Genomic DNA, 23,701 nt, shown 5'->3' on the forward strand with positions numbered 1-23,701 from the left:
TTATAAATAAAGTTTAATTGTTTATTTCTCCTGATCTTCGGCAAACTGCTTGATACGTTGTTCCTCGCTAAGTTTGCAAATCAACAACTTGCCATCATCTTCTGCCACAATATATCCATCCAGTCCCTGAATGACCACTTTTTTCTCTTTCAGCGCATGAACAATAGTATTATGGGTATCAAACAAAGACACATTGTCACCAATAACACTATTTCCATAAAGGTCCTTACGATTTTGCATAAGCAGACTTCCCCATGTTCCAAGATCACTCCATCCAAAATTAGCCGGACAAACAAAAATTTCTTCAGCTTTTTCCATTATGGCATAGTCTACAGAAATATTATCGCACTCACAATAATACTTATCTATCACTTCCTGCTCTTGTGGAGTACCATAAATGCTAAGCATGCTTTCAAACAACTTAGCCATTGAAGGCTGATAAACTCTGAAAGCATTCACAATTGTGCTGACATTCCAGATGAAAATACCAGCATTCCAAAAATAATTATTCTTACGAATATACAGTTCTGCCGTATTCAAATCTGGTTTTTCACGGAAAGAATCAACGCGAAAAATCTCTTTGTTGCGAGAAGAATGTACAGACAGATCTGCTTGTATATAGCCATACCCTGTCTCTGGTCTGCTAGGTTTCATACCAAGGGTAACAATAGAATCGGTCTCGCCTGTAAATTTCATGCAAGACTTCACTACTCGCGCAAACTCTGCTGTATCTGTAACAATATGATCACTTGGGCTGACAACAATATTAGCTTTAGGATCTACAGACTTTATCTTCCAACTAACATAAGCTATACATGGGGCAGTATTTCTGCGACATGGTTCAAGAAGGATATTTTTTAATGGAACCTCAGGCAGTTGCTCGTGGCATTTATCTAAATATTTCTTGTTAGTAACAATCCATACATTTTCTGGAGCACAAATATCTTTGAAACGATCCATTGTTAGCTGAAGCAACGACTTGCCTACTCCAAGAACATCAATAAATTGCTTGGGGCATTCCTGAGTGCTCATAGGCCAGAATCTACTCCCAACTCCACCAGCCATTATAACTAAATGGTTATTATTATCTGCCATATCTATATTATAGTTTTTTAAAGATGCTTCAAAGTTAAACATTTTTTTCCTATATACAAAGAAAGGGCAGATAAAATCTGCCCTTTCCTATAATAAACCGAGTTGAAACCTTAACATCTCGGTATATAATCAATTATTTAGCATACAAAGCAACAATTGTTTCATAGAGTTCCTGTTTGCCAGAAGTCTGCTTTGGCTCTTCAACCTTCTTACCATATTCGTAAACCTGCTCAAGAGTGAGTTTACCATCTTCGAAGTCTTTGCCAATACCATTATCAAAACTAGCATAACGATTCTTCTTCATCTTAGGAAGTTCGCTCTCCTCCAAGATTGCTGCTGCATTCTCCAAAGCACGAGCCATAGCATCCATGCCACTGATGTGAGCAATAAAGATATCCTCTTGATCAGTTGAGTTACGACGAAGTTTAGCATCGAAGTTTGTACCACCATTGCCAAGACCACCATTACGGATAATCTCCAACATAGCCTGTGTCAACTCATAATTGTCTATTGGGAACTGGTCTGTATCCCATCCGTTCTGAGCATCACCACGGTTAGCATCGATAGAACCGAGCATACCATTGTCAACAGCAACTGCAAGTTCATGCTCAAAAGTATGGCCAGCAAGAGTTGCATGGTTTACTTCGATATTTACCTTGAAGTCCTTGTCAAGATTGTGAGCTTTCAAGAAACCAATAACAGTCTCTGTATCTACATCATACTGATGCTTTGTTGGCTCCATTGGCTTTGGCTCAATAAGGAATGTACCTTTAAATCCTTTAGAACGAGCGTAGTCACGAGCTGCAGTAAGCATCTGTGCCATATGATTTTTCTCACGCTTCTGATCTGTGTTAAGAAGACTCATATAACCTTCACGACCACCCCAGAATACATAATTTGTACCACCCAACTTGATAGTTGCATCCATGGCATTCTTTATCTGTACGATAGCACGTGCAACAACATCAAAATCAGGGTTTGTAGAAGCACCGTTCATGTAACGCTTGTTACTGAAAACGTTTGCAGTACCCCAAAGTAGATGCTTGTCAGGATTTTGAGCAAGCTTCTCTTTCAGGTAATCTGTTACAGCTACCATGCGAGCCTCATACTCTTTAATATCCTCGCCTTCGTCTACCAAATCAACATCATGGAAGCAGAAATAGTTGATACCCAACTTGTCCATAATCTCGAAACCAGCATCTGCCTTATCTTTAGCACGCTGTACAGCGTCAGCAGCTTTATCCCATTCATAAGAACGAGTCTGGCCACCAAACTGATCACCACTTGCTCCACCTAGTGTATGCCACCAAGCCATAGCAAACTTCAACCAATCCTTCATTTTCTTACCCATTACAATCTTCTCTGGATCATAATAGTGAAATGCCATAGGGTTTTTACTTTTTGTTCCTTCAAAAGGAATCTTACCAATTTGTGGAAAATACTCTTTTGCCATAATTTTAAATATTTAGGTCTTTAAATTAAATTTATATTAGGTTTATCATTTATTTATAGATGCAACCAATTCTTCCTTCCATTCTGCATAAGCATTAAGATATGCATCACGTTTTGTTTCATCAGGCTCGATAACAGCAAGCTTCTTCAATGTTGAAAAAGCCTCAACATTATCTTTATATATACCAGCACCCATACCAGCACCTTTAGCTGCACCAACACTGCCATCAGTATCATATAGCTCGATAGTAGCACCACTGACTCCAGCAAGTGTATCTCTAAACATAGGGCTAAGGAACATGTTTGCCTTGCCTGCATGAATCTTGTTAATATTCATTCCCATGTGCTGCATAACCTCCATACCATAACAGAAACTGAACACAATACCTTCTTGTGCAGCACGAACAATATGAGACTGATTATGTTTATTGAAACTTAATCCATGAACAGAACATCCTATCTCTTTATTTTCAAGCACTCTCTCTGCACCGTTTCCAAATGGTATAATCTTAACGCCATCGCTACCAATAGGGGCTGTCAACGCTAGGTCATTCATTTCGTTATAACCAATATTAGGAGTGATATTTCTTTTAACCCAAGCATTCAATATACCTGTACCATTGATACAAAGCAATACACCAAGGCGATCAAGTTCTGTTGTATAATTGGCATGTGCGAACGTATTAACACGACTTTTTGGATCATAGTTTACATCACCTAGCACACCATATACGACACCAGAAGTTCCTGCAGTACTTGCGATTTCACCTGGATTAAATACATTTAGGCTGACAGCATTATTTGGCTGGTCACCAGCACGATAACTGATAGGTGTACCCTCTTTGAGTCCAAGTTCCTTAGCAGCTTCAAGTGAAACTTCTCCCTGAACAGAGAATGTTGGTACAATATCAGCAAGCATACTCTCGTCAAAGCCATAGTAATCAAGTAAGAACTTAGCAGGCTTCTTAGCTTTGAAGTCCCACATCATTCCTTCTGACAAGCCACTTATTGTAGTACAAATATCACCACACAACTTCATGGCTATATAGTCACCAGGTAACATTATCTTGTCTATCTTTGCAAACAATTCAGGTTCATTATCTTTAACCCATGCTAATTTAGCAGCGGTAAAATTACCTGGAGAGTTCAGCAAATGACCAAGACATTTTTCTGCACCAAGCTCTTTGAAAGCACGTTCACCATAAGGAACAGCACGAGAGTCACACCAAATAATACTTGGGCGCAACACTTCTTTGTTTTTATCAACACATACAAGACCATGCATCTGGTAAGAAATACCAATAGCAAGAATATCCTCGCCTTTAGCATTGGTCTCTGACATTATCTTTTTAAGGGATAATTTAGCATTGTCCCACCACATTTGCGGATCCTGCTCAGCCCATCCAGCTTTTACAGCGATAATAGGTGCTTCTTTTTCTGGGTAAAAAGCAGTCGCAGATATTTCACCTGTTTCAACATCTACAAGAGATGCTTTAACAGAGCTACTACCTACATCAAAGCCTAATAAATATCTTTTATTCATGTTATTAAAATTTCAATAGTTATATCATGTATATATATAAAACGAATAGAAATCAAATTCCCCCACATTAAAACAATAAATATTTTATTTTTTTGTTATCAGTCACTTTTAGTGATGTTAATATAATGTCTAAGGCTTCATGAAATTCAAATTTGCATCACTAATATGAACAAGGATTATCAAAATAGGCTTTACTTATACAATCGTTATTTTTCATCTTTCGCAGTGCACAAAGTTAACAAATAATTTAAGATAAATCATTATTCTATTTTAGAGTACTACTTAATCAAAAAACAGAAACATGACAAAACAGTTTATTATTACTGTCCAGACAAAAACGCCAAGCTAGTCTGTATTTAATTAAAAATCAATTAGTTATATTATATTTTCAAATGAACAGATTTAAATATGTATAATCATTAACATTTTAAAGTGGTATCAGTAACTATTTAATTTTTAAATATAATTTTACACTAGTGTCCATTTAAAATGATTTGCTTTTAGTGTAACATATTAAAAATAAATGTTTAAAGCCTGGATTTCTAAGTGACGATTTGAATTCAGTACGTTTAGGGGAGTCTTACCTGCGTTTTTAGTGTTTTTTAGCTACGGAGCTACGGAAACTCTGGCAAAGCCCATATACAGAGGCTTTGACAATACATAGCTAAGGCTATTTAGCTTCGATGAGCTACGTCTTAGCTACGTCATCCATTTCTGCTTATATAATGTACGTGCAGGTACGCGCGCACCTAGGGTTTTGAAAAATATAAGTGTCGAAGTGTTAACATAATGAATATCAATATTTTATCGACGAATTTGACAAATAAAAGTGACGGTAAATTGACGGTCTAATTTCAAGTTTTGTCTGCGTTTCTATATAGAAACGTAACTCTTTCTATATAGAAACGCAAACTTTTCTACGATGTTTTAGCTCCTATTTCTTCGTAAAACGCACTGCAATTTGCGAAGAAACGCACTGCAAAACATCAAAGAAAGCATCAAATTACTTCATAAAGTACAATGCAATACGATGAAAAGTTTCCCCCGTATTTTACCGACGAACAACCGACACTTTATTCGATCCCAAAAGGGTCCTAATAAATTGATGCTCAATGGATAGACACTTCGACACTTATTTTTCTGAAAAACCCAGACTGTGCGTGTATACGCACGCACGTGTATTACGATGTGTAGCACCCAGTAATTAAAACTTTGGCTAACAGGCTAACCTAAATTTGATTGTATGGACAAAAATTTTGTAGTATCTTTGCCGAGAATTCAGTGGAATTCAGCAGAACATTTAGACAAGCTTGAAAATTCTGTTCTCGTTTACTGTACTTATGCACACATCCTAAGTTCCTCAGATGCAGACAACGGTTCTTTGACAAATTCACTAACAGAATACATTCCATACTTAAAACCACACCAGTTGACGTAGCTAGAACGTAGCTTAACGTAGTTAAATCCTGCAAGCTACGTCAAACTATCCCCAATGTTTACAGGCTTTGTAAGAGTTGCCGTAGCTTCGTAGCTAAAAAACACTAAAAACGCAGGTAAGACTCCCCTAAACGTATTGAAATCAAATCGTCCCATAGAAATCCAGGTTTTAAACATTATTTTTTATACGTTACACTAAAAGCAAATCATTTTAAATAGACATAAGTATCAATTTATATCACACACACATTTCTATCGTAATTATATATTTATGGGAGACTAATGAAATATTATAATACAGGAAATACAACTCATTATGGTAAAACGTTCAATATGATTCGCTTGTAAGATGTCAACGATGGGACACCATTGTCAACCACTCTAAGAATAATATGTATGGTATGGTTAGCAGCATCCTTTGGAACAATGACGTTACACACATTGTGCATGGAAGTGTTTAACACTATGTTCCCATTATATGTGGAAGGCTCTTTATAATAGGTCCAATCATAGGTCAACTTGTTATGATCGGGATCATAAGATTTCGCAGCATTTAGCACAACTATTTGCCCTGCGTTTACTTTCAACTCTAGGATTTCTTTCCCTTTATTATTACCCATTACTACAACAGGATGATGATTAGCATCCTTAAAGTTGGAGCATACAGTCCACTGCATCCTAGCAGCAAAGTCATTGTAGATGTCATCCTTCCATCTTAGTATGGCATTTGCGCCTTCGGAAGCAGAAGGTATCATGTAGTAAGGAGCATATTGTGTTTCATCGAGGCCATTTTTCTTTACCCAATCCATTCCTGGTATGTTTGCTATACGTACTGTAGCAAATCTTCCTCCCCACCCTCCATATTCTGGATGTTCAGGAACATTCAACCCGTTATTTAAACAATACATAAATGACGGAGAGTCTCCTTCTATTGCCCAAATTCTATTTGGATAAAGAGTGCCTAATAAACCTACATTTTGAACATTATCATTTGTCCACTTGTCAGATGGTGCCCAACCATATATTTTCTTGTTTCGAATATAAATAATATTAGGGAAATTCTTTACGATCCAAGCTCCGGCATCGTCTTGTCCTAAAACATCATACACTCGAATCTTGCGAACAAACTCATCAACCTGATTCTTTGTTCTTGTATGACTGACTTTCCAAAGCGCTTGTGCAAGAGTACTAAGTCCTGACCATGCTGATATCCATACCGGTCGTGGGTCGTCTCTATCTATGATTTTAATAATCCATTCTGAGCCTTCACTATCTTTACCTGTACCAACACCATGCATTGCGGCTTCTGGCTGTCCTTGCTTAACGATAGACCGAAGATATGCAGCAGAAGGATATGCGGCACTATGCACTTTTAAATTAGGCAAAACAGCTTCGTAACTATTAATCATGTTGTTGATGAGTTTGATTGCTCCCTGACCGTATGGCACCCAAGCATGTTGAGAGATAAAGCCCTCTAACTCAACTTGGTCTAATGAAACAAATAAATGCACTAATGATTGTGTATCATCAGGGTCTGAACCACCAATGTCTGACATGACAATCATTCTCGTTTGGGCAGAAAGGCATAGATTACTTAATAACAGTAATAATATAATTCCATATTTTTTCATTGCATCAGTCTATTGTATTATCTATTCAGGTTGTATAATGATTACAAACTTAAAGTATTTTTTTTAGATGGTTTATGCCTTTATGCCATAAAAAGCTATCATTAACCTAGAATTACCAATATTAACAATAGTGCATTATAATACACTTAGATAAAAACAGAATAGCAAAAATGAATAGATGTGATTGTTGTAAAGAATCTATAAGGTAAAGAAAATAAAAAACCGTCCAACAGAATCATCCATTGGGCGGTTTACTCTAACAGTTATATATTTCTTAAAAATGCAATCTTACATCAACACCACATTGGAATGGATTTCCCAATTGGGCGAAAGTATAGTTTACTCCTGTAGCTGCTGTCTGCACAGCAAAGGTATTATATTTTGTGTCTGTCAAATTACGTCCCCAAAAACTAATGAGCACCTTTCCAAAGTCTGCATCGGCATGAGCACCTAACACAGCATATAACTTTTGAGAATAAGTATTTGCCTCATCCCAATAAGTCTTACCCTGAGCATTAACATTAGCACCAAGAGTTATACTTTTAAGTTTACCACACGACATGTCAAAACGATAATCTGCGTACCCACCAATAGTATGCATTGGAACAAAAGGAACATGATTACCAGAATAATCAACCGCCTTAGCACCTTCACCATCAATATAATCCTTGAAAGCAGCATGTGTCAAACCATAGCTTACGCCCCAAGTCAAATGATCATTGAAGGCATTACCACGAAGACAAGCCTCAATACCACAGCTATAACTCTTGCCAGCATTAGTCATCATACGACCAAATCCGTAATTTCCAGCCATAACAGAAAGTTGTTGATTACTAATCTGCATGTAATAGGCTGAAAAATCAAAGTGGATGGAATTATTAAATAAGTTCATATGAGTTCCAACCTCATAGTTCCAGCTTGTCTCAGGCTTATATGAGATTGTCTTTGATATATTATCATAATATTGAGCATCATGCTGTAATACCATGTTTCCATGTGCAGACTGAGCACTTGCAGAAAGTTCTGTCTGAAGCACGTCTGAGAACATCTGCATATTGAAACCACCAGCACGATATCCCTTGCTAACAGTAGCATAAACGTTGCTGCCATCATCGCTAAAGCGATAGTTTAAACCAAACTTTGGCAATAACTGGTCGAAATCATTATGATTCTTATTATTAAGATATGTAGAAACAAGTGCGTCTACATGCTGTCCCATTACATCCTCTGATAGCTTTACAGATGCGCTTGTAGCATAGTCGATAGCAACATGAGAATAATCATAGCGCAAACCCAATGTGGCAGTAAGACGTTTTGTTATATCAAAAGCAGACTCATGATAAAAAGCTAAGTTTGTCGTTGGTGTGTGGAACAATCCAGGAACAGTAGACATCGTCATATCGATTTTGCATCCACCCATACGCTGAATAAGCGCAGCAGCAGCCTGCTCTCCCATACGTTTAGCCATTGCCTGAAGCATGCCATTGTAGGCATAAGCAGTGATACTACTAGACAACATCTTATTCATATCATCGTCAAAATATACAGGAGAATCTGTCTTCAACCACTGTGAAGAGAAATATGTGCCAAAAGCCCAATGCCAGAAACCACCTACAGCATGGTTACCTTTAAGGGCAAACTCCTGAGTGATAGCATTCTGGAACTGACGCTGTTCCAAGTGCATATAATCTTGAGGAAGGTAATCTTGATCCATAAGCATGTTATCACGAAGATACTGATAACTTGTAGTACTTGTAAAATCAAAATAATTAGCTTTGAAACCAACAGTAAATGCGGTATTCAACATATTACGACGATACCCAGACTGCCTGTTGGTATTTGGCATCGCAGTAGAACCAGTTTTAGCATCTAGCATTCCATAAGGGAAACCATTCTGATTTACATATTGATAATCAGCAAGAAAGTTAAGACTTATTCTGTCGGTTGGCTCAGCAACTAATCTTAAACGACCACCTGCTTCATCATACTTATCTGCATGTTCACCAGAATAAGTATTACGGAAAAATCCATTTTGTCCATTATAGAAACCAGCCAAAGACATACCAAACTTATCGCTGAACTTTGAATAATTGGCAAACTCAACATTGCGATAAAAGCGTGAGCCAATACCAAGGTTAACGTCTGTACCCTGATAATTAAGAGGATTCTTCGTATAAAGTCTAACAAGTCCACCTTCAGTATTCTGTCCAAGTGTTCCCTGTGGACCACGCAATACATCTACACGATCAAGCTGATAGGTATGGAAATTAAATGCACTCTTGCTTATAAGTGGCATCCCGTCAAGATAGAATCCAACTGCCGGACTATTTACTCTACTACCAATACCACGCATATACATAGAAGAAGTGATGCGCGAGCCATAATTTGGCATAGCAAAAGAAGGAACAAATACAGACAACTCGCGAATATCGCGAACGCCTAAGCTATATATTTCCTTACTTGAAAATACACTACTGCTTAAAGATTGCTGACGAAGTCTTTGAAATTCTTTCGGCTGACTGATAACAACAACCTCATCCAAGTCATGGACACGTGAAGAGTCAAGAAGACTGATATTGGCAAAAGGATTGCGCAATGTTCCTGCCATTGAACTACCAAGAGAAGCCGCGGCAAAAATAATTGCCAAAGATACATTCTTATTCATATTCCGTAATAATAATTTACGGATGCAAAGTTAGTGATTTAAATAATATTATGAAATCCTTATTTATTATGAATTTTCGGCACCACAAACAGGACAATGCCCTTTATGACGCATAGATGCTCCGCAATTTCCACATATATACGTTGTACGATTAGTAGAAATGAATCTATATAATGCAAAAAAGACATAAGCTACTAAGAATATATATCCTATATAATATAAGGTTGTGATACTAAACAATATATAATTTACAGCACATACCCCTGCCAAACCACCAAGATAAAGCACTGCTTCTGAGAATGGTAGTTTATGAAGTGTGTCGTCAACGGCCGCTATTGCAACAATAAGAATAGCCCATACTGAGACCAAGAATATAGACAACAAAGGAGCTACTGAATATGGATTCAATGTAGGGTGAAAATAAAAATGACGCCAGACATCTGGGACAAAATTCTGAATACTGGCATAAAAAGTAGCAGAACATGCAACGATGATAGCCAAGAGAGTTGGATAAAAGGAATCTATATCCCGGAAATGTACTATCTTGGCGTTTTTACGCATAATAGTACGAATCATATAACTGAATGATATCAATGCCAATACAACAAGGAATATCAACAAGTGGGCATCTGAGAATGTTGAAATGAATTGTGAGATGGGATCGTCGGGAACCACTTTTGGTAATAATATTGACTCACGTTGCCAACCGAATGTAGACTGGTCACGTGCTACCTGTACCCATACAGAATCAATTGAATCTGTAGGTATAATTCTTATATCAGCAACAACTAGATGATCGTGCTTGTGCAAATATATTGTGTCTGTAGGCAGATATGCTGAAACTTCCTCTGGCTGCTGCCTAATAAGGGCTAGAGAATCAGATTTAACAATAAAATTATAATTCTTGGTATAGTAATGATTACTTTCAAAAGACAAAGAATCTTTCTGCTTTGCACTATATATTACCATAGCGCCATGAGTTACAGGCTTGTGATGATAACAAGAAGAAAACAGCAGGAGAACTGTGACCAGCAAGCTCACCAACCAAAAATTATTATTGTTAATCTTTTTATTCAGCATAGACATTCATCTGACATTCAACACAATTAAATTCCAATCTGAACTTTCTACCATCATATAGGCGAAGATATAAAGGTTCGCTCCATAGAGGCTTTTGTCCACCACGTTTCACACAATATCCAAAAGTATAACGTAGACAATGCCTGCACTGCATGATGAGAGGTTGCTTTACCGGTGAAAGCTCGTAGGCTGGTTGATATTTAATCAATCCCTTATTCTCATAAAAATCACGTGCAAATTCATTTGATATATTATATAGGTATGGATGTTTGCCATACTCTTTTGGGAATGTATTTTCTTTAATTGAACTTTCAGGCAAAGAGTGATGTTCAACATTTGTTGTGACAACTCCTATTTCTGCAAGTTTTTCGATAGCATCACGACGCAAATCAGACAAAAGACTTGATGGAATGAAATACTGATCAGCACCTGCAGCAATGATTATATCAGAACAATGATAAACTGTATTTCCCAATTTACCAAGTTGTCTTACAATATTATCATGTTGTGGCTTATTTGCTATCTGATGTTCAAACACGATCGTTGATGTTGCTGAGAAGTTCAATTCATCATTGAATATCTTTAAAGAAAAGCCTCCATCAATAGCCTCAAAAAACATTTTAATAGCTATCTTTCTCTCTGCAGTATCACCAGTCAACAGCTTGTTAAAAGCTACATCATTGTTACGATAAAGAACTGTTCCTGGTTTTAAATGCTCAGGCATCTTGAATGGGAATAATCTATTGCCAACAGCTTTATTAACACGAAAGCCTTCTAATTCGTGTTCGCTATTGATAAAGCACAATCCATCACCATTTGCAAACATGGCTGTGCCAGCAACATTAAATGAATTAGAACTTATTTCTTTCACCTTACCAACGTACTCACCCATAGCCTTAGGCGTATCGAAACTAGCGATATCAGGTTGGCGACCATTAAGGAAATAGGTTGTAAAACCTCTATTGAATGTCTTTTTAAGATTAGGCTCAAATGTATATTCAACATGTCCGAAAGAGGCACGACGATAAACAGCAGGATGCTTCTTGATGATTTTATCGAGCTGCAAACTATAAGCTGTTACAACATTCTTAACATAATCAACATCCTTCAGTCTACCTTCTATCTTGAAAGAACAAGCTCCACTTTCAGCTAGCAGTTCCAAATTATCAATCTGGCACATATCTCGCAATGACAACAAGTGACGCTGATGTTCTATCTCATGGTCTTCTGAATCTACAAGATCAAATTTCATGCGACAGAATTGGGCACACTCTCCTCTATTGGCACTACGATTAAAACAATATTGAGAAGCATAACATACGCCTGAATAACTAACACAAAGGGCACCATGAACAAATACTTCCAATTCAATGTTTGGAACATTCTGATGTATTGCGGCGATTTCTTCAGCAGACAATTCACGTGCAAGTACTGCACGCTTGAAACCTAGTTCACGAAGATATTCAACTTTATCAGAACTGCGATTATCTGTCTGTGTAGAAGCATGAAGTTCTATGCTAAAGCCATCTTTTTCTTTCAGTTCTTCAACAAGTTTCAAAACACCCATATCCTGAACAAGCAAAGCATCAACTCCGATTTCGTTTAACTGTAAAAGAAGCTTGCGTGTGTCATCAATTTCGTTATCATATATAATCGTATTTACAGTTACATACACTTTTGCACCAAACTTATGAGCATAGTCGCACAACGTTTTTATGTCTTCAACAGAATTTCCAGCAGCGGCACGTGCGCTAAAACGTGATGCTCCTATGTACACAGCATCAGCACCATGACTGATTGCAGCCATTCCACATTCAATATTCTTTGCCGGAGCTAATAATTCAAGTGAACGCATTATATCTAATTTCTTAATTTACAGTTACTGATTAACGAATATCATCAATATTATATGGAGTCTCCTGATATACATAGTAGTTAATCCAATTGCTATATAAAAGGTTAGCATGCGCACGCCAAGTAACAAGAGGATCATTGTCAGGATTGTTATCTCTGTAATAATTAAAAGGTAATTCTACATCATCCCTTGTGCCAAGATCTCGCTTATACTCTTTATCAAGAGTATCAGGAGCATATTCAAGATGTCCAGTGATGAAGAATTCTCTGCCACCACGTGCCATGACCATACTAACACCACTATCAGGAGATTCAGCGATTATCTTTAAATCATCAATCTTCTCAATATCGTTACGATGAACTTCAGTGTGACGACTCTGTGGCATATTGAATAAATCGTCAAAGCCACGGAATATTGGCAATGTTGGTTCTAAAGGATATTGTCCAAAGATTCCAAACATTTTCTTTGCTAATGAATATTTTGGTATGTCGTAGAAATGATAAAGTGCAGCCATTGCACCCCAACAAAGATACATTGTACTAGTGACATGCGTACGCGCCCAATCAAAAATATTTGTTATCTCGGGCCAATATTGAACATCTTCATAATTCATTGTCTCTATCGGAGCACCTGTGATTATCATTCCGTCAAACTTATGCCTTTTAAGTTCATCAAAATCCTTATAAAACATCATCATGTGCTCAATAGGTGTGTTCTTTGGAGTATGACTTTTCAGTTTCATAAAATATATTTCAACCTGTAAAGGCGTGTTTGAAAGCAAGCGTACCAAATCTGTTTCTGTGGTTATCTTCAAGGGCATAAGATTTAATACAACGATTCTCAACGGACGAATTTCCTGACTATGAGCCCTTGTTTCGTCCATTACAAATATATTTTCTTTCTTAAGTATTTCAATAGCTGGTAATTTATCCGGCAATCTTAACGGCATAGTTTATCCTTTCACTTATAAAATTATATGCAAAGATAACGCAAATTGAATACAATACAAAAAGAATTCATTCTTTTTTATTGTTGAGATGCAGCTTATCTTATCTAAGGATAACGCAAATTGAATACAATACAAAAAGAATTCATTCTCTCTTATCTTTAAAAGGTTGCTTATCTTTATACAAAAAAAGGTGCTGGAAACATGTTCCAGCACCAATTATAATTATTAAAAATAATATTTTACCAAAGCTGCAAACGCTCACTTTCTGGCAAATACATCTTATCACCCTTCTTAATGTTCCATGCCTTATAGAAAGCTGCAACATGAGGAAGAGCTCCGTTTACACGCCATTCACCAAGAGAATGAGGATCACGCTTTACACGATTGCGAATTTCTTTTTCTGTAATGTTCTGTCCCCAAACACCAGCATAAGCAAGGAAGAAACGCTGAGCAGGAGTGAAACCATCCTTATCTTTCAAAGCCTTATTTGCAGTAGCCTTCATTAATGCATTGTAAGCAACCATCAAACCTCCGTGGTCTGCAAGGTTCTCACCTAATGTAAACTTACCATTAGAATGTAGTCCAGGAAGAACTTCTATTCCATCAAAATAGTCTGCATACATCTTAGCACGGCTATCAAAGCCCTTTGCATCACTGGCAGTCCACCAATCCTTCATATTACCATCAGAATCATATTGACGACCCTGATCATCAAATCCGTGAGTCATCTCATGTCCAATGACAACACCGATAGCACCATAATTGAATGCTGCATCAGCCTTAGGATCAAAGAAAGGATACTGAAGAATACCAGCTGGGAAACAAATCTCGTTTGTTGTAGGGTTGTAATAAGCATTAACAGTCTGAGGCGTCATAAACCACTCATCCTTATCAACAGGCTTACCAGCTTTGTCAGCAATGCGCTTATCATGAGCAAACTTACGACATGCCATTACATTTTCGTAGTAACTCTTAGATGGATCTATAGTAAGTTTGCTATAATCAGTCCACTTGTTAGGATAACCTATCTTAACATAGAATTTGTCTAACTTTTTATGTGCATTTGCTTTAGTTGTATCGCTCATCCATGTCTGAGCGTCAATACGCTCTCCAAGACTTAGCTGAAGATTCTTTACGAGCTCAGTCATCATCTTCTTAGAAGACTCTGGGAAGAAACGCTTTGAATACATACGACCGAGAGCCTCGCCCATCTGTGCTTCTACCTGATTTGTAGCACGCTTCCAAAGAGGATAATCCTCTTTACGGCCACTCATTGCCTTACCAAAGAAATCGAAGTTTGCTTCACGGATTTCATCAGAAAGATAGCTAGCACTATTCTGAATAACATCCCACTCCATAAGAGCCTTGATCTCGTCGGCTGTCTGCAATGACATCAACTTGTCAAGACCTGTCATAAATGCAGGCTGACCAACAACCATTGACTGAATGTATTCACTCTTTATACCCTCAGCATTAGAAAGTTGCTCCAAAGGAATATTAGGATAATCAGACTTAAATTCAGCAAGAGTCATCTTATTGTAATTAGCCTGAGGATCACGAAGTTCTGTCATGCTCTTAGAAATAAGAGCAACCAATGTCTCCTGACGGAAAATATCAGCACTCTTTGCCAGAGCAGCAGCCTCGTCAAAGCCATATAGCTTAAAGAGACGTGCAATGTGCTTTTTATAAGCTTCACGAATAGCAACTGTAGCAGAATCATTATTTACGTAATAATCTTTCTGTCCTAAAGTAAGACCACCCTGAGAAATAGACAATATGTTGTTTTTTACATCTTTCTCATCTGCACTGAAATATGAACCAAACTGAATACCATATCCCTGTGCAGCATATTTAATTTGCAAAGCGCGCAAATCATTAACTGTCTTCGCAGCTTCGATTTCATCTAGCATCGATTTTACAGGAGCGATTCCAGCTTTGTTACGTGCAGCTACATCAAGAGACTGCTTGTAGAAATCAGATAGCTTCTGCTCAATTGACCCCTTTTTGAACTTCTTTTTCTGAAGATCACTAAGGATACTGTTAATACGCTTGTTGTTGTCTTCCTGCAACTGATCAAAACTACCAAAACGGCTATATGCAGCTGGCAGCGGATTGTTTTTCTGCCAACCACCAGTAGCAAACTGGTAGAAATTGTCCTGAGGACGAACAGACTTGTCGAAGTTTTTCTCCACAAGTCCCGAATTATTCTGTGCTACACCAACCATTGGTGCTGCAGCAAACATCATAATCGGAAATAAACTTTTCATTTTCATCATCTAAATAGTTTATGTTTATAATATTACTATTTCTGTAATTCACTTAAAGCATCGGATAAAATGAACCATTCTTCATTTTCCTTATCTAAAGAATCCTTTATTGACTTGTATTCTGTTACAAGTTTCATATTCGTAGAATTCTTAGGATTCATCAATAAAGTATCAAGTTCTTTTATTCTAGTCTCCATCGTTGCAATTTTTGTCTCGCAGTCTTTGACTTTCTTTTCTGCCTTCTTCAGCTTTTTCTGCTGCTCTTTATGTTCTGCATAAGACATTTTACTAGCAGGAGATTCAACTGTTTTGCTAGAAGCATCAAATTGAACGGTGGCATTAGTTATTGCCTCATGTATTGTTTCTGCATTATGTGCATGAAGGTAATCATAGATACCACCAAGATGCTCGATGACTTTACCACCACCAAACTCATAAACTTTATCAACAAGTCCATCAAGAAATTCACGGTCATGACTTACGATAATAGCAGTTCCGTCAAACGCTTTTATAGCTTCTTTCAAGACATCTTTTGATGGCAAATCCAAATGGTTTGTAGGTTCATCAAGAATAAGAAGATTTACAGGTTCCAATAATAGTTTTATCATAGCCAAGCGACTACGCTCACCACCACTTAAGACCTTTACCTTTTTATCTGAAATTTCACCACCAAACATGAATGCACCTAACAAATCATTGATTCTAAGACGCATATCACCTGTAGCAACTTCATCTATCGTATCATATATGCTAAGGCTCTCATCAAGTAACTGTGCCTGATTCTGAGCGAAATATCCAATTTGTATGTTATGTCCAACTTTCAGTTTTCCTGTATATGAAATTTGATTCATGATACATTTTACGAGAGTTGATTTGCCTTCACCGTTCTTACCTACAAATGCAATTTTTTCACCACGTTTTATTGTAAGATTCACATCTGAGAAAATAGTATGATCTCCATAATCCTTCCTCAAATCCTCACATATAACAGGATAATCACCACTTCTGAGGCATGGAGGGAACTTTAGATGCATTCTACTATTGTCGACATCATCAACTTCAATAGGCACAATTTTTTCGAGTTGTCTTATTCTCTGTTGTACCTGCACAGCTTTGGATGCCTGGTATCTGAATCTATCTACAAAAGATTTAATATCAGCCATTTCTCTTTGCTGATTTTCATAAGCACGCAACTGCTGTTCACGACGTTCTGCACGTAACACAAGATACTGATTGTACTTAACTCTATAATCCTCAACGTGTCTACATGTTAATTCCAACGTGCGATTGGTAACGTTATTTATAAAAGCTCTATCATGACTGACCAAGAGAACAGCACTTGAACTTTGCGTAAGAAATTGTTCTAACCATTGAATACTCTCAATATCCAAATGGTTAGTAGGTTCATCCAAAAGAAGAACATCTGGTTTCTGAAGTAATATCTTAGCTAATTCTATACGCATACGCCAACCTCCAGAGAATTCTTTTGTTGGGCGTTCAAAATCCTCGCGAGAAAAACCAAGTCCGAGAAGAGTCTTTTCTATCTCTGCCTCGTAACTTTCACCACCAAGCATCGTATAACGTTCATGTTCCTGACTGAATTTATCAACCAAATCTGCATAAGAATCGCTTTCATAGTCTGTGCGATCAGTCATTTCTTGCTGCATTTTTTCAAGACGCAGCTTCAGTTTGGTATTATTTGCAAAAGCCTTTCTTGTCTCCTCTTTAACAGTTGTATCATCCTGAAGTTTCATTACCTGTGGGAGATATCCTATAGTAGAATCATTGGGGATAGCTATATTACCAGCTGTAGGTTTCTGTAAACCACATAATATCTTAAGCATGGTTGACTTTCCCGCACCATTTTTACCTACTAGTGCTATGCGATCACGATCATTCACAACAAAACTAACATCCGTGAACAATGGCTTCACGCCAAACTCAACCTTTAAACCTTCTACTGAAATCATTTCAATTTTACTATTTTATTATTGTTTACAAAGGTAGACATTATCAATAATATTACAAAATTAATTCTATAAATTTAATAAAAGTATTATCTTTGCATACCAAGTATAAACTAAAAAGTAATATGACTAACGTAAATGATATAATATCAAAGAATTTGAATATCCCTATTACAGGAGTTTCAAATACTATAATGTTACTTGATGACGGATGTACAATCCCTTTCATTTCAAGGTATAGAAAAGAGCGTACAGGATCTTTGGATGAAGTACAAATTACAGATATAAGTGTAATGTATGATAAACTGAAAGAGCTTATCAAAAGAAAAGAAACTGTAGTCAAAACTATCGAAGAGCAAGGTAAGCTGACATCAGAACTATCAAAAAAGATAGATGAATGTTGGAATGCTAATGAGCTGGAAGACATATACTTACCATATAAGCCAAAAAGAAGAACTAGAGCACAAATTGCAAGAGAAAATGGCCTTGAACCACTTTCGGTTATAATAATGATGCATCGTGAGCAAAGCCCACAAAAAGTGGCAGAAAGATTTGTAAAGAACAATATAAAAAGTGTAGAAGAAGCACTAGAAGGAGCTAAAGATATTATTGCAGAAACTATAAGCGAAGATGAACAAGCGAGACAATCTGTAAGAAAGTTTTTTAAACGAGATGCTATGATTGTCTCTAAAGTTGTAAAGAACAAGAGCACAGACGAACAAGCACAAAAATTTTCTGACTACTTCGATTTTCAAGAACCATTAAAGCGTTGCAGCAGTCATAGATTACTAGCTATGAGAAGAGGTGAAAACGAAGGAATCCTGCGCATTAGCATTGACACCGACGAAGATGAGTGTATAGATAATATAAAGAGACACTACATTCATGGATATGGCAAATGTCAACAACTTGTTGACGAAGCTATCAACGACTCTTTTAAAAGATTGATAAAGCCCTCTATTGAAACAGAGTTTGCAAATTTAAGTAAGGAATTAGCCGACGATGAGGCCATAAAAGTATTCGCTGAGAATCTGAGACAATTACTCTTGGCTGCGCCTTTAGGTCAAAAACGAGTTATGGGAGTTGACCCTGGCATAAGAACAGGATGTAAGGTTGTATGTCTTGACGCTCAAGGAGAACTAATTTTTCATGACGTAGTATTTGCGGTTGGTGACAAAGCAAGTAGCAACGCTTTAAGCAAATTCAACAAGATAGTAAAAGACTATAACATCGAAGCTATAGCTGTGGGTAACGGAACAGCAAGCCGAGAGACCTCAGACATACTTAGAAAAATTGAAAATATACCAACTTATGTTGTTAGTGAAGATGGTGCTTCTATATATTCGGCATCAAAAATTGCCAGAGATGAATTTTCAGAATATGACCTAACTGTACGTGGAGCAGTTTCTATCGGAAGAAGACTTATGGATCCATTGGCTGAACTTGTGAAACTAGACCCCAAAAGCATAGGAGTCGGACAATATCAGCATGACGTAAATCAAACAAAACTAAAGAAAACCCTTGATACTGTTATAGAAAGTTGCGTAAATACAGTTGGCGTAAATCTTAATACAGCAAGTAAACATCTACTCACATACGTGAGTGGACTCGGTCCTACTATTGCTAAAAATATTGTTGACTACAGAAAAGAGAATGGAGCTTTTGAAAGTAGAAATCAACTTAAGAAAGTTGCTAGACTTGGAACAAATGCCTTTGAACAATGCGCAGGATTTCTTCGCATACCAGATGCAAAGAATCCCCTAGACAATAGTGCTGTTCATCCTGAGAGTTACAAAGTTGTTGAGAAAATGGCAAAAGATAACAACTGCAAGGTAAAAGAACTTATAAACAACAAGGAGATTTTAAAAAGCATAAAGCTATCAAACTATATCACAGACAACATTGGACTTCCTACTCTACAGGATATAATGAAAGAATTGGAAAAACCAGGGTTGGATCCAAGAGACCAAATTGAGACTTTCGAATTTGCGAAAGATGTAAAATCAGTTGAAGATTTAATAATTGGCATGGAACTTCCTGGGATAGTAACCAATATTACAAATTTCGGTGCTTTTGTTGATGTAGGGGTTCATCAAGACGGATTGGTACATATCTCCCAATTGGCAGACAGATATATAAAAGATCCAAATGAAATCGTAAAACTCCATCAACAAGTAAAGGTCAAGGTTATTGAAATTGACAGAAAAAGAAACAGAATAAGTCTTAGCATGAAACTATAAAGAACAAAAAAGTCGCATTAGAACAAACTAATGCGACTTTTAATATGTAATAAGATAATTTACTTAACCTTATCAACAATAGCCTTGAAAGCCTCTGGATTGTTAACAGCTAGGTCAGCAAGGACCTTACGGTTAATTTCAATACCAGCCTTATGAAGAGCACCCATAAGTGTAGAGTAGCTCATGTTCTCAAGACGAGCGGCAGCGTTGATACGCTGAATCCACAATGCGCGGAAATTGCGCTTCTTGTTTCTACGATCGCGGTAAGCGTAAGTAAGACCCTTTTCCCAGGTATTTTTAGCTACCGTCCAAACATTCTTTCTAGCTCCATAATAACCTTTAGTGAGCTTAAGAATTCTATTTCTCTTTGCTTTTGAAGCAACGTGATTTACTGATCTTGGCATAGTTTTCTTTCTTCTTTAAATGTTCTACTAAGTTAAATTAACGGAGGCAGAGCAAGTCACGAACCTGCTTCATGTTAGTTTGGTCAACCATTGTCTGGTGAACAAGATTTCTCTTCTGCTTCTTTGTTTTCTTAGTCAGAATGTGACTGTGGTAAGCATGATGTCTTTTAATCTTACCAGTACCGGTGAAAGTAAATCTTTTCTTCGCACCGGAATTTGTCTTAACTTTTGGCATTTTTTTTATTTTTTTAAATTGTTATCTATGAGTGGCAACGCATATACCCGGCGTTACGCACTTATTTTGTCCTTAATCTTCTGAGCTTTTGTCGTCTTTCAGCTTACTAAAAACATCCACGCCGACCTTCACTTCTGTGAATTAATCGTTGCTTTCGTTATTATCTTCTACAAGATTATCAACTCTTTCAGCTGAATCAGACCCACTCTCACGCTTCTCCCTGTCCAACTTCTGTTGGCTCTTCTTTACAACACCAATTTTCTTTGGAGCAATATATAGGAACATTTTCTTACCTTCAAGTTTAGGCATCTGTTCTACCTTACCGTATCCCTCAAGATCATTAGCAAAGCGGAGTAACAAAACTTCACCTTGTTCCTTGAAAAGAATAGAACGACCACGGAAAAACACATAAGCACGAACCTTATTTCCTTCATTTAGGAATTCCTGTGCATGCTTCAGCTTAAATTGATAGTCATGCTCATCGGTTTGAGGCCCGAAACGAATTTCTTTCACCTCTACCTTTATCTGCTTCTGTTTCATCTCTTTCTGATGTTTCTTCTGCTGATACAGGAATTTTGAATAGTCTATGAGACGACAAACAGGAGGCTGCGCATTAGGAGATATCTCAACAAGGTCTACTCCCTGCTGGCGCGCCATATCTAAAGCTTTTCGTGTAGGAATCACTTCTGACCCGTCCTCTCCTACAATTCGGACTTCACGTACACGTATCTGTTCATTCGCACGGTACTGATTTTTCAATTTGTCATTCTTCATTAAACTATTTTATGTTCGTTTATACACTAAACGGATGCAAAATTACTAAAAAGTCGGGAAATACCAAAATAAATCCCGATTTTTTTATTTTATTATTCTTATATTATATATAATTACTCATTAACGGCAGAAAGCATTTCCTTTACTTCTGCATTGATACGCTGTGCAAACTCTTCCATCTTCATGGTTGCCTGTTCGCCACCACCCTGCTTACGCATGCTGACAAGGCCTTCTGCACTTTCGTTCTCTCCTACGATAACCATATAAGGTACACGCTTCAACTCATTGTCACGAATTTTGCGTCCTATCTTCTCATTACGGTCATCAATAGTTGCTCTAACACCAACAGAATCAAAATATTGACCAACTTTCTTTGCGTAGTCATTATACTTTTCCGAAATAGGTAAAATAGCAACCTGATCAGGTGTAAGCCACAATGGAAAATGTCCTGCTGTATGCTCGATAAGAACAGCTGTGAAACGCTCAAGACTACCAAATGGAGCGCGATGAATCATTACAGGAGTTTTCTTTGTATTATCCTCTGCTGTATATTCCAATTTGAAACGTGCAGGAAGATTATAATCTACCTGAATAGTACCCAACTGCCATTTACGTCCGATAGCATCTCTTACCATGAAATCAAGTTTAGGACCATAGAAAGCGGCTTCGCCTATCTCACAATGAGCATTAAGCCCCTTTTCTTTGCAAGCTTCTTTAATAGCATTCTCACTCTCTTCCCAAACTTCATCAGAACCGATATATTTTTCTTTGTCGCTAGGATCACGAAGTGAGATCTGTGCTTCATAATTATCAAAATGGAAAGTTTTGAAAACTTTAAGAATAATATCAATTACATTCTCAAATTCAGCCTTTACTTGATCTGTGCGAACAAAGATATGTGCATCATCCTGTGTGAATGTACGTACACGAGTCAATCCATGTAATTCACCACTCTTCTCATAACGGAATACAGTTCCGAATTCAGCAATACGAAGAGGTAAATCTTTATATGAACGAGGTTTACGCGCATATACCTCACAGTGATGAGGACAGTTCATTGGCTTCAACATATATTCCTCATCCTCTTCAGGAGTATGAATAGGTTGGAAAGCATCCTTACCATAATGAGCATAGTGACCAGATGTCACATAAAGGCTCTTACTACCAATACCCGGAGTTATAACTTCCTGATAATTATATGGGCGAAGAAGTCCACGGAGCATTTCCTGCAAACGAAGACGAAGCTGTGTTCCCTTCGGCAACCATATTGGCAAGCCCTTACCTACACGTTCTGAGAACATGAATAGTTCCATCTCCTTACCAATCTTACGATGATCTCGTTTCTTAGCTTCTTCAAGCATCACAAGATACTCATCAAGCAACTTTTTCTTTGGGAAAGAGATACCATATATACGAGTCATCTGCTCGCGCTTAGCGTCACCACGCCAGAAAGCGCCAGCAACACTTGTGATCTTTACAGCCTTGATTAACCCTGTTGAAACAAGGTGTGGACCACGGCAAAGATCCGTGAAATTTCCTTGAGTGTATGTAGATATTGTTCCATCCTCAAGATCCTGTTCGATATGCTCGCACTTGTATTCCTGTCCGTCTGCCTTAAATTCATTAAGAGCATCAGCTTTGGTTACATCCTTGCGAACAACAGCCTCGTCCTTCTTGGCAAGTTCCAACATCTTTGCCTCTATTTTAGCAAAGTCGTTTTCTGAGATAACTTGTCCTTCTGCAGGCATTACATCATAGAAGAATCCATTTTCTATAGCTGGACCGAAGCCAAACTGTATACCAGGATACAATTCTTTTAGAGCTTCAGCAAGAAGATGTGCAGAGGTGTGCCAGAAAGTATGCTTTCCTTCTTCATCTTCAAACTTATAAAGTGCAATTGAAGAATCCTCATTAATAGGGCGATTCAATTCCACAATTTCACCGTTAACCCCGCAAGATACAACGTTGCGAGCGAGAGCAGGTGATATACTCTCAGCGATTTGAAAACCAGTTACGCCCTGTTCATACTCACGAACAGATCCGTCTGGGAATGTGATTTTAACCATATTACAAATTAGTTTTATAAATCAAAGTTGACGCAAAGGTA

16 protein-coding genes are annotated in these 23,701 nt (G+C 37.4%); 2 read left to right on the forward strand and 14 right to left on the reverse strand.

Translation table 11 applies throughout. The features are described 5' to 3' along the window. Positions 1-21: 21 nt before the first annotated feature. The 3 genes from prwr041_RS00620 to prwr041_RS00630 all read right to left on the reverse strand — a co-directional run bounded on the left by prwr041_RS00620 (position 22) and on the right by prwr041_RS00630 (position 4,090). On the reverse strand, positions 22-1,095 hold the full coding sequence (locus tag prwr041_RS00620; RefSeq protein WP_207154423.1) for a mannose-1-phosphate guanylyltransferase: 1,074 nt from the start codon (positions 1,093-1,095) through the stop codon (positions 22-24). A gap of 133 nt (positions 1,096-1,228) precedes the next feature. Next, positions 1,229-2,551: a xylose isomerase gene (xylA, locus tag prwr041_RS00625; RefSeq protein WP_207155538.1), complete on the reverse strand. Its 1,323-nt coding sequence runs from the start codon at positions 2,549-2,551 to the stop codon at positions 1,229-1,231. Between the two features lie 42 nt (positions 2,552-2,593). After that, positions 2,594-4,090 carry a xylulokinase gene (locus prwr041_RS00630; protein WP_207154424.1) on the reverse strand — a complete coding sequence of 499 codons (1,497 nt, stop codon included), beginning with the start codon at positions 4,088-4,090 and terminating at the stop codon, positions 2,594-2,596. A 1,243-nt stretch (positions 4,091-5,333) separates the two neighbouring features. Here prwr041_RS00630 and prwr041_RS00635 point away from each other — a divergent pair. Next, the gene (locus tag prwr041_RS00635) at positions 5,334-5,528 is read left to right on the forward strand and encodes a hypothetical protein (protein WP_207154425.1); all 195 of its coding nucleotides are present in this window, start codon (positions 5,334-5,336) and stop codon (positions 5,526-5,528) included. Between the two features lie 313 nt (positions 5,529-5,841). Here the strand turns inward: prwr041_RS00635 and prwr041_RS00640 are convergent, their stop codons facing one another. The 7 genes from prwr041_RS00640 to prwr041_RS00670 form a co-directional block, all read right to left on the reverse strand. Next, positions 5,842-7,158 (reverse strand): DUF1593 domain-containing protein, encoded by a 1,317-nt coding sequence (locus tag prwr041_RS00640; RefSeq protein WP_237072267.1) that lies wholly within the window; start codon positions 7,156-7,158, stop codon positions 5,842-5,844. 274 nt (positions 7,159-7,432) lie between these two features. Beyond that, positions 7,433-9,766, reverse strand: coding sequence for a TonB-dependent receptor (locus tag prwr041_RS00645; protein WP_394370825.1), 2,334 nt, complete (start codon positions 9,764-9,766; stop codon positions 7,433-7,435). A 123-nt stretch (positions 9,767-9,889) separates the two neighbouring features. Then, positions 9,890-10,909, reverse strand: a complete 1,020-nt coding sequence (locus prwr041_RS00650) for a zinc ribbon domain-containing protein (RefSeq protein WP_207154427.1) — start codon at positions 10,907-10,909, stop codon at positions 9,890-9,892. Further along, positions 10,893-12,758: a peptidase U32 family protein gene (locus tag prwr041_RS00655; RefSeq protein ID WP_207154428.1), complete on the reverse strand. Its 1,866-nt coding sequence runs from the start codon at positions 12,756-12,758 to the stop codon at positions 10,893-10,895. Before prwr041_RS00655 ends, prwr041_RS00650 begins: the two co-directional genes overlap by 17 nt. A 31-nt stretch (positions 12,759-12,789) precedes the next feature. After that, on the reverse strand, positions 12,790-13,707 hold the full coding sequence (gene metA, locus prwr041_RS00660) for a homoserine O-acetyltransferase MetA (protein ID WP_207154429.1): 918 nt from the start codon (positions 13,705-13,707) through the stop codon (positions 12,790-12,792). Positions 13,708-13,946: 239 nt separating this feature from the next. After that, complete coding sequence (locus prwr041_RS00665) at positions 13,947-15,980, reverse strand: M13 family metallopeptidase (RefSeq protein WP_207155540.1); 2,034 nt, start codon at positions 15,978-15,980, stop codon at positions 13,947-13,949. 29 nt (positions 15,981-16,009) lie between these two features. Continuing rightward, positions 16,010-17,944, reverse strand: a complete 1,935-nt coding sequence (locus prwr041_RS00670) for an ABC-F family ATP-binding cassette domain-containing protein (RefSeq protein WP_207154430.1) — start codon at positions 17,942-17,944, stop codon at positions 16,010-16,012. Between the two features lie 122 nt (positions 17,945-18,066). Between prwr041_RS00670 and prwr041_RS00675 the strand changes: the two genes are divergently transcribed. Beyond that, positions 18,067-20,181 carry a Tex family protein gene (locus prwr041_RS00675; RefSeq protein WP_207154431.1) on the forward strand — a complete coding sequence of 705 codons (2,115 nt, stop codon included), beginning with the start codon at positions 18,067-18,069 and terminating at the stop codon, positions 20,179-20,181. Positions 20,182-20,240: 59 nt separating this feature from the next. On the opposite strand, the gene rplT is transcribed toward prwr041_RS00675, so the two are convergent. The 4 genes from rplT to thrS form a co-directional block, all read right to left on the reverse strand. Beyond that, a complete protein-coding gene (gene rplT / locus prwr041_RS00680; RefSeq protein ID WP_018464712.1) occupies positions 20,241-20,585 on the reverse strand; it encodes a 50S ribosomal protein L20 in 345 nt (114 codons plus the stop codon). Positions 20,586-20,622: 37 nt separating this feature from the next. Next, entirely contained in the window at positions 20,623-20,820 is a 198-nt protein-coding gene (gene rpmI, locus prwr041_RS00685) for a 50S ribosomal protein L35 (protein WP_018464711.1), read from the reverse strand. Positions 20,821-20,961: 141 nt separating this feature from the next. Beyond that, on the reverse strand, positions 20,962-21,594 hold the full coding sequence (gene infC / locus prwr041_RS00690; protein WP_207154432.1) for a translation initiation factor IF-3: 633 nt from the start codon (positions 21,592-21,594) through the stop codon (positions 20,962-20,964). A 113-nt stretch (positions 21,595-21,707) separates the two neighbouring features. After that, positions 21,708-23,660, reverse strand: a complete 1,953-nt coding sequence (gene thrS, locus prwr041_RS00695) for a threonine--tRNA ligase (protein WP_207154433.1) — start codon at positions 23,658-23,660, stop codon at positions 21,708-21,710. Positions 23,661-23,701: the final 41 nt, after the last annotated feature.

The organism is Prevotella herbatica, assembly GCF_017347605.1.
Taxonomy (GTDB): Bacteria; Bacteroidota; Bacteroidia; order Bacteroidales; family Bacteroidaceae; genus Prevotella; species Prevotella herbatica.

Excerpts from the sequence above, each read along its gene's own strand:
- prwr041_RS00675 (WP_207154431.1), top strand. The coding sequence starts at position 18,067 with ATGACTAACGTAAATGATATAATATCAAAGAATTTGAATATCCCTATT.
- prwr041_RS00640 (WP_237072267.1), bottom strand. The coding sequence starts at position 7,158 with ATGAAAAAATATGGAATTATATTATTACTGTTATTAAGTAATCTATGC.
- prwr041_RS00670 (WP_207154430.1), bottom strand. The coding sequence starts at position 17,944 with ATGATTTCAGTAGAAGGTTTAAAGGTTGAGTTTGGCGTGAAGCCATTG.
- prwr041_RS00650 (WP_207154427.1), bottom strand. The coding sequence starts at position 10,909 with ATGTCTATGCTGAATAAAAAGATTAACAATAATAATTTTTGGTTGGTG.
- rplT (WP_018464712.1), bottom strand. The coding sequence starts at position 20,585 with ATGCCAAGATCAGTAAATCACGTTGCTTCAAAAGCAAAGAGAAATAGA.
- prwr041_RS00665 (WP_207155540.1), bottom strand. The coding sequence starts at position 15,980 with ATGAAAATGAAAAGTTTATTTCCGATTATGATGTTTGCTGCAGCACCA.
- prwr041_RS00630 (WP_207154424.1), bottom strand. The coding sequence starts at position 4,090 with ATGAATAAAAGATATTTATTAGGCTTTGATGTAGGTAGTAGCTCTGTT.
- thrS (WP_207154433.1), bottom strand. The coding sequence starts at position 23,660 with ATGGTTAAAATCACATTCCCAGACGGATCTGTTCGTGAGTATGAACAG.
- infC (WP_207154432.1), bottom strand. The coding sequence starts at position 21,594 with ATGAAGAATGACAAATTGAAAAATCAGTACCGTGCGAATGAACAGATA.
- rpmI (WP_018464711.1), bottom strand. The coding sequence starts at position 20,820 with ATGCCAAAAGTTAAGACAAATTCCGGTGCGAAGAAAAGATTTACTTTC.
- prwr041_RS00655 (WP_207154428.1), bottom strand. The coding sequence starts at position 12,758 with ATGCGTTCACTTGAATTATTAGCTCCGGCAAAGAATATTGAATGTGGA.
- prwr041_RS00635 (WP_207154425.1), top strand. The coding sequence starts at position 5,334 with ATGGACAAAAATTTTGTAGTATCTTTGCCGAGAATTCAGTGGAATTCA.
- metA (WP_207154429.1), bottom strand. The coding sequence starts at position 13,707 with ATGCCGTTAAGATTGCCGGATAAATTACCAGCTATTGAAATACTTAAG.
- prwr041_RS00620 (WP_207154423.1), bottom strand. The coding sequence starts at position 1,095 with ATGGCAGATAATAATAACCATTTAGTTATAATGGCTGGTGGAGTTGGG.
- prwr041_RS00645 (WP_394370825.1), bottom strand. The coding sequence starts at position 9,766 with ATGGCAGGAACATTGCGCAATCCTTTTGCCAATATCAGTCTTCTTGAC.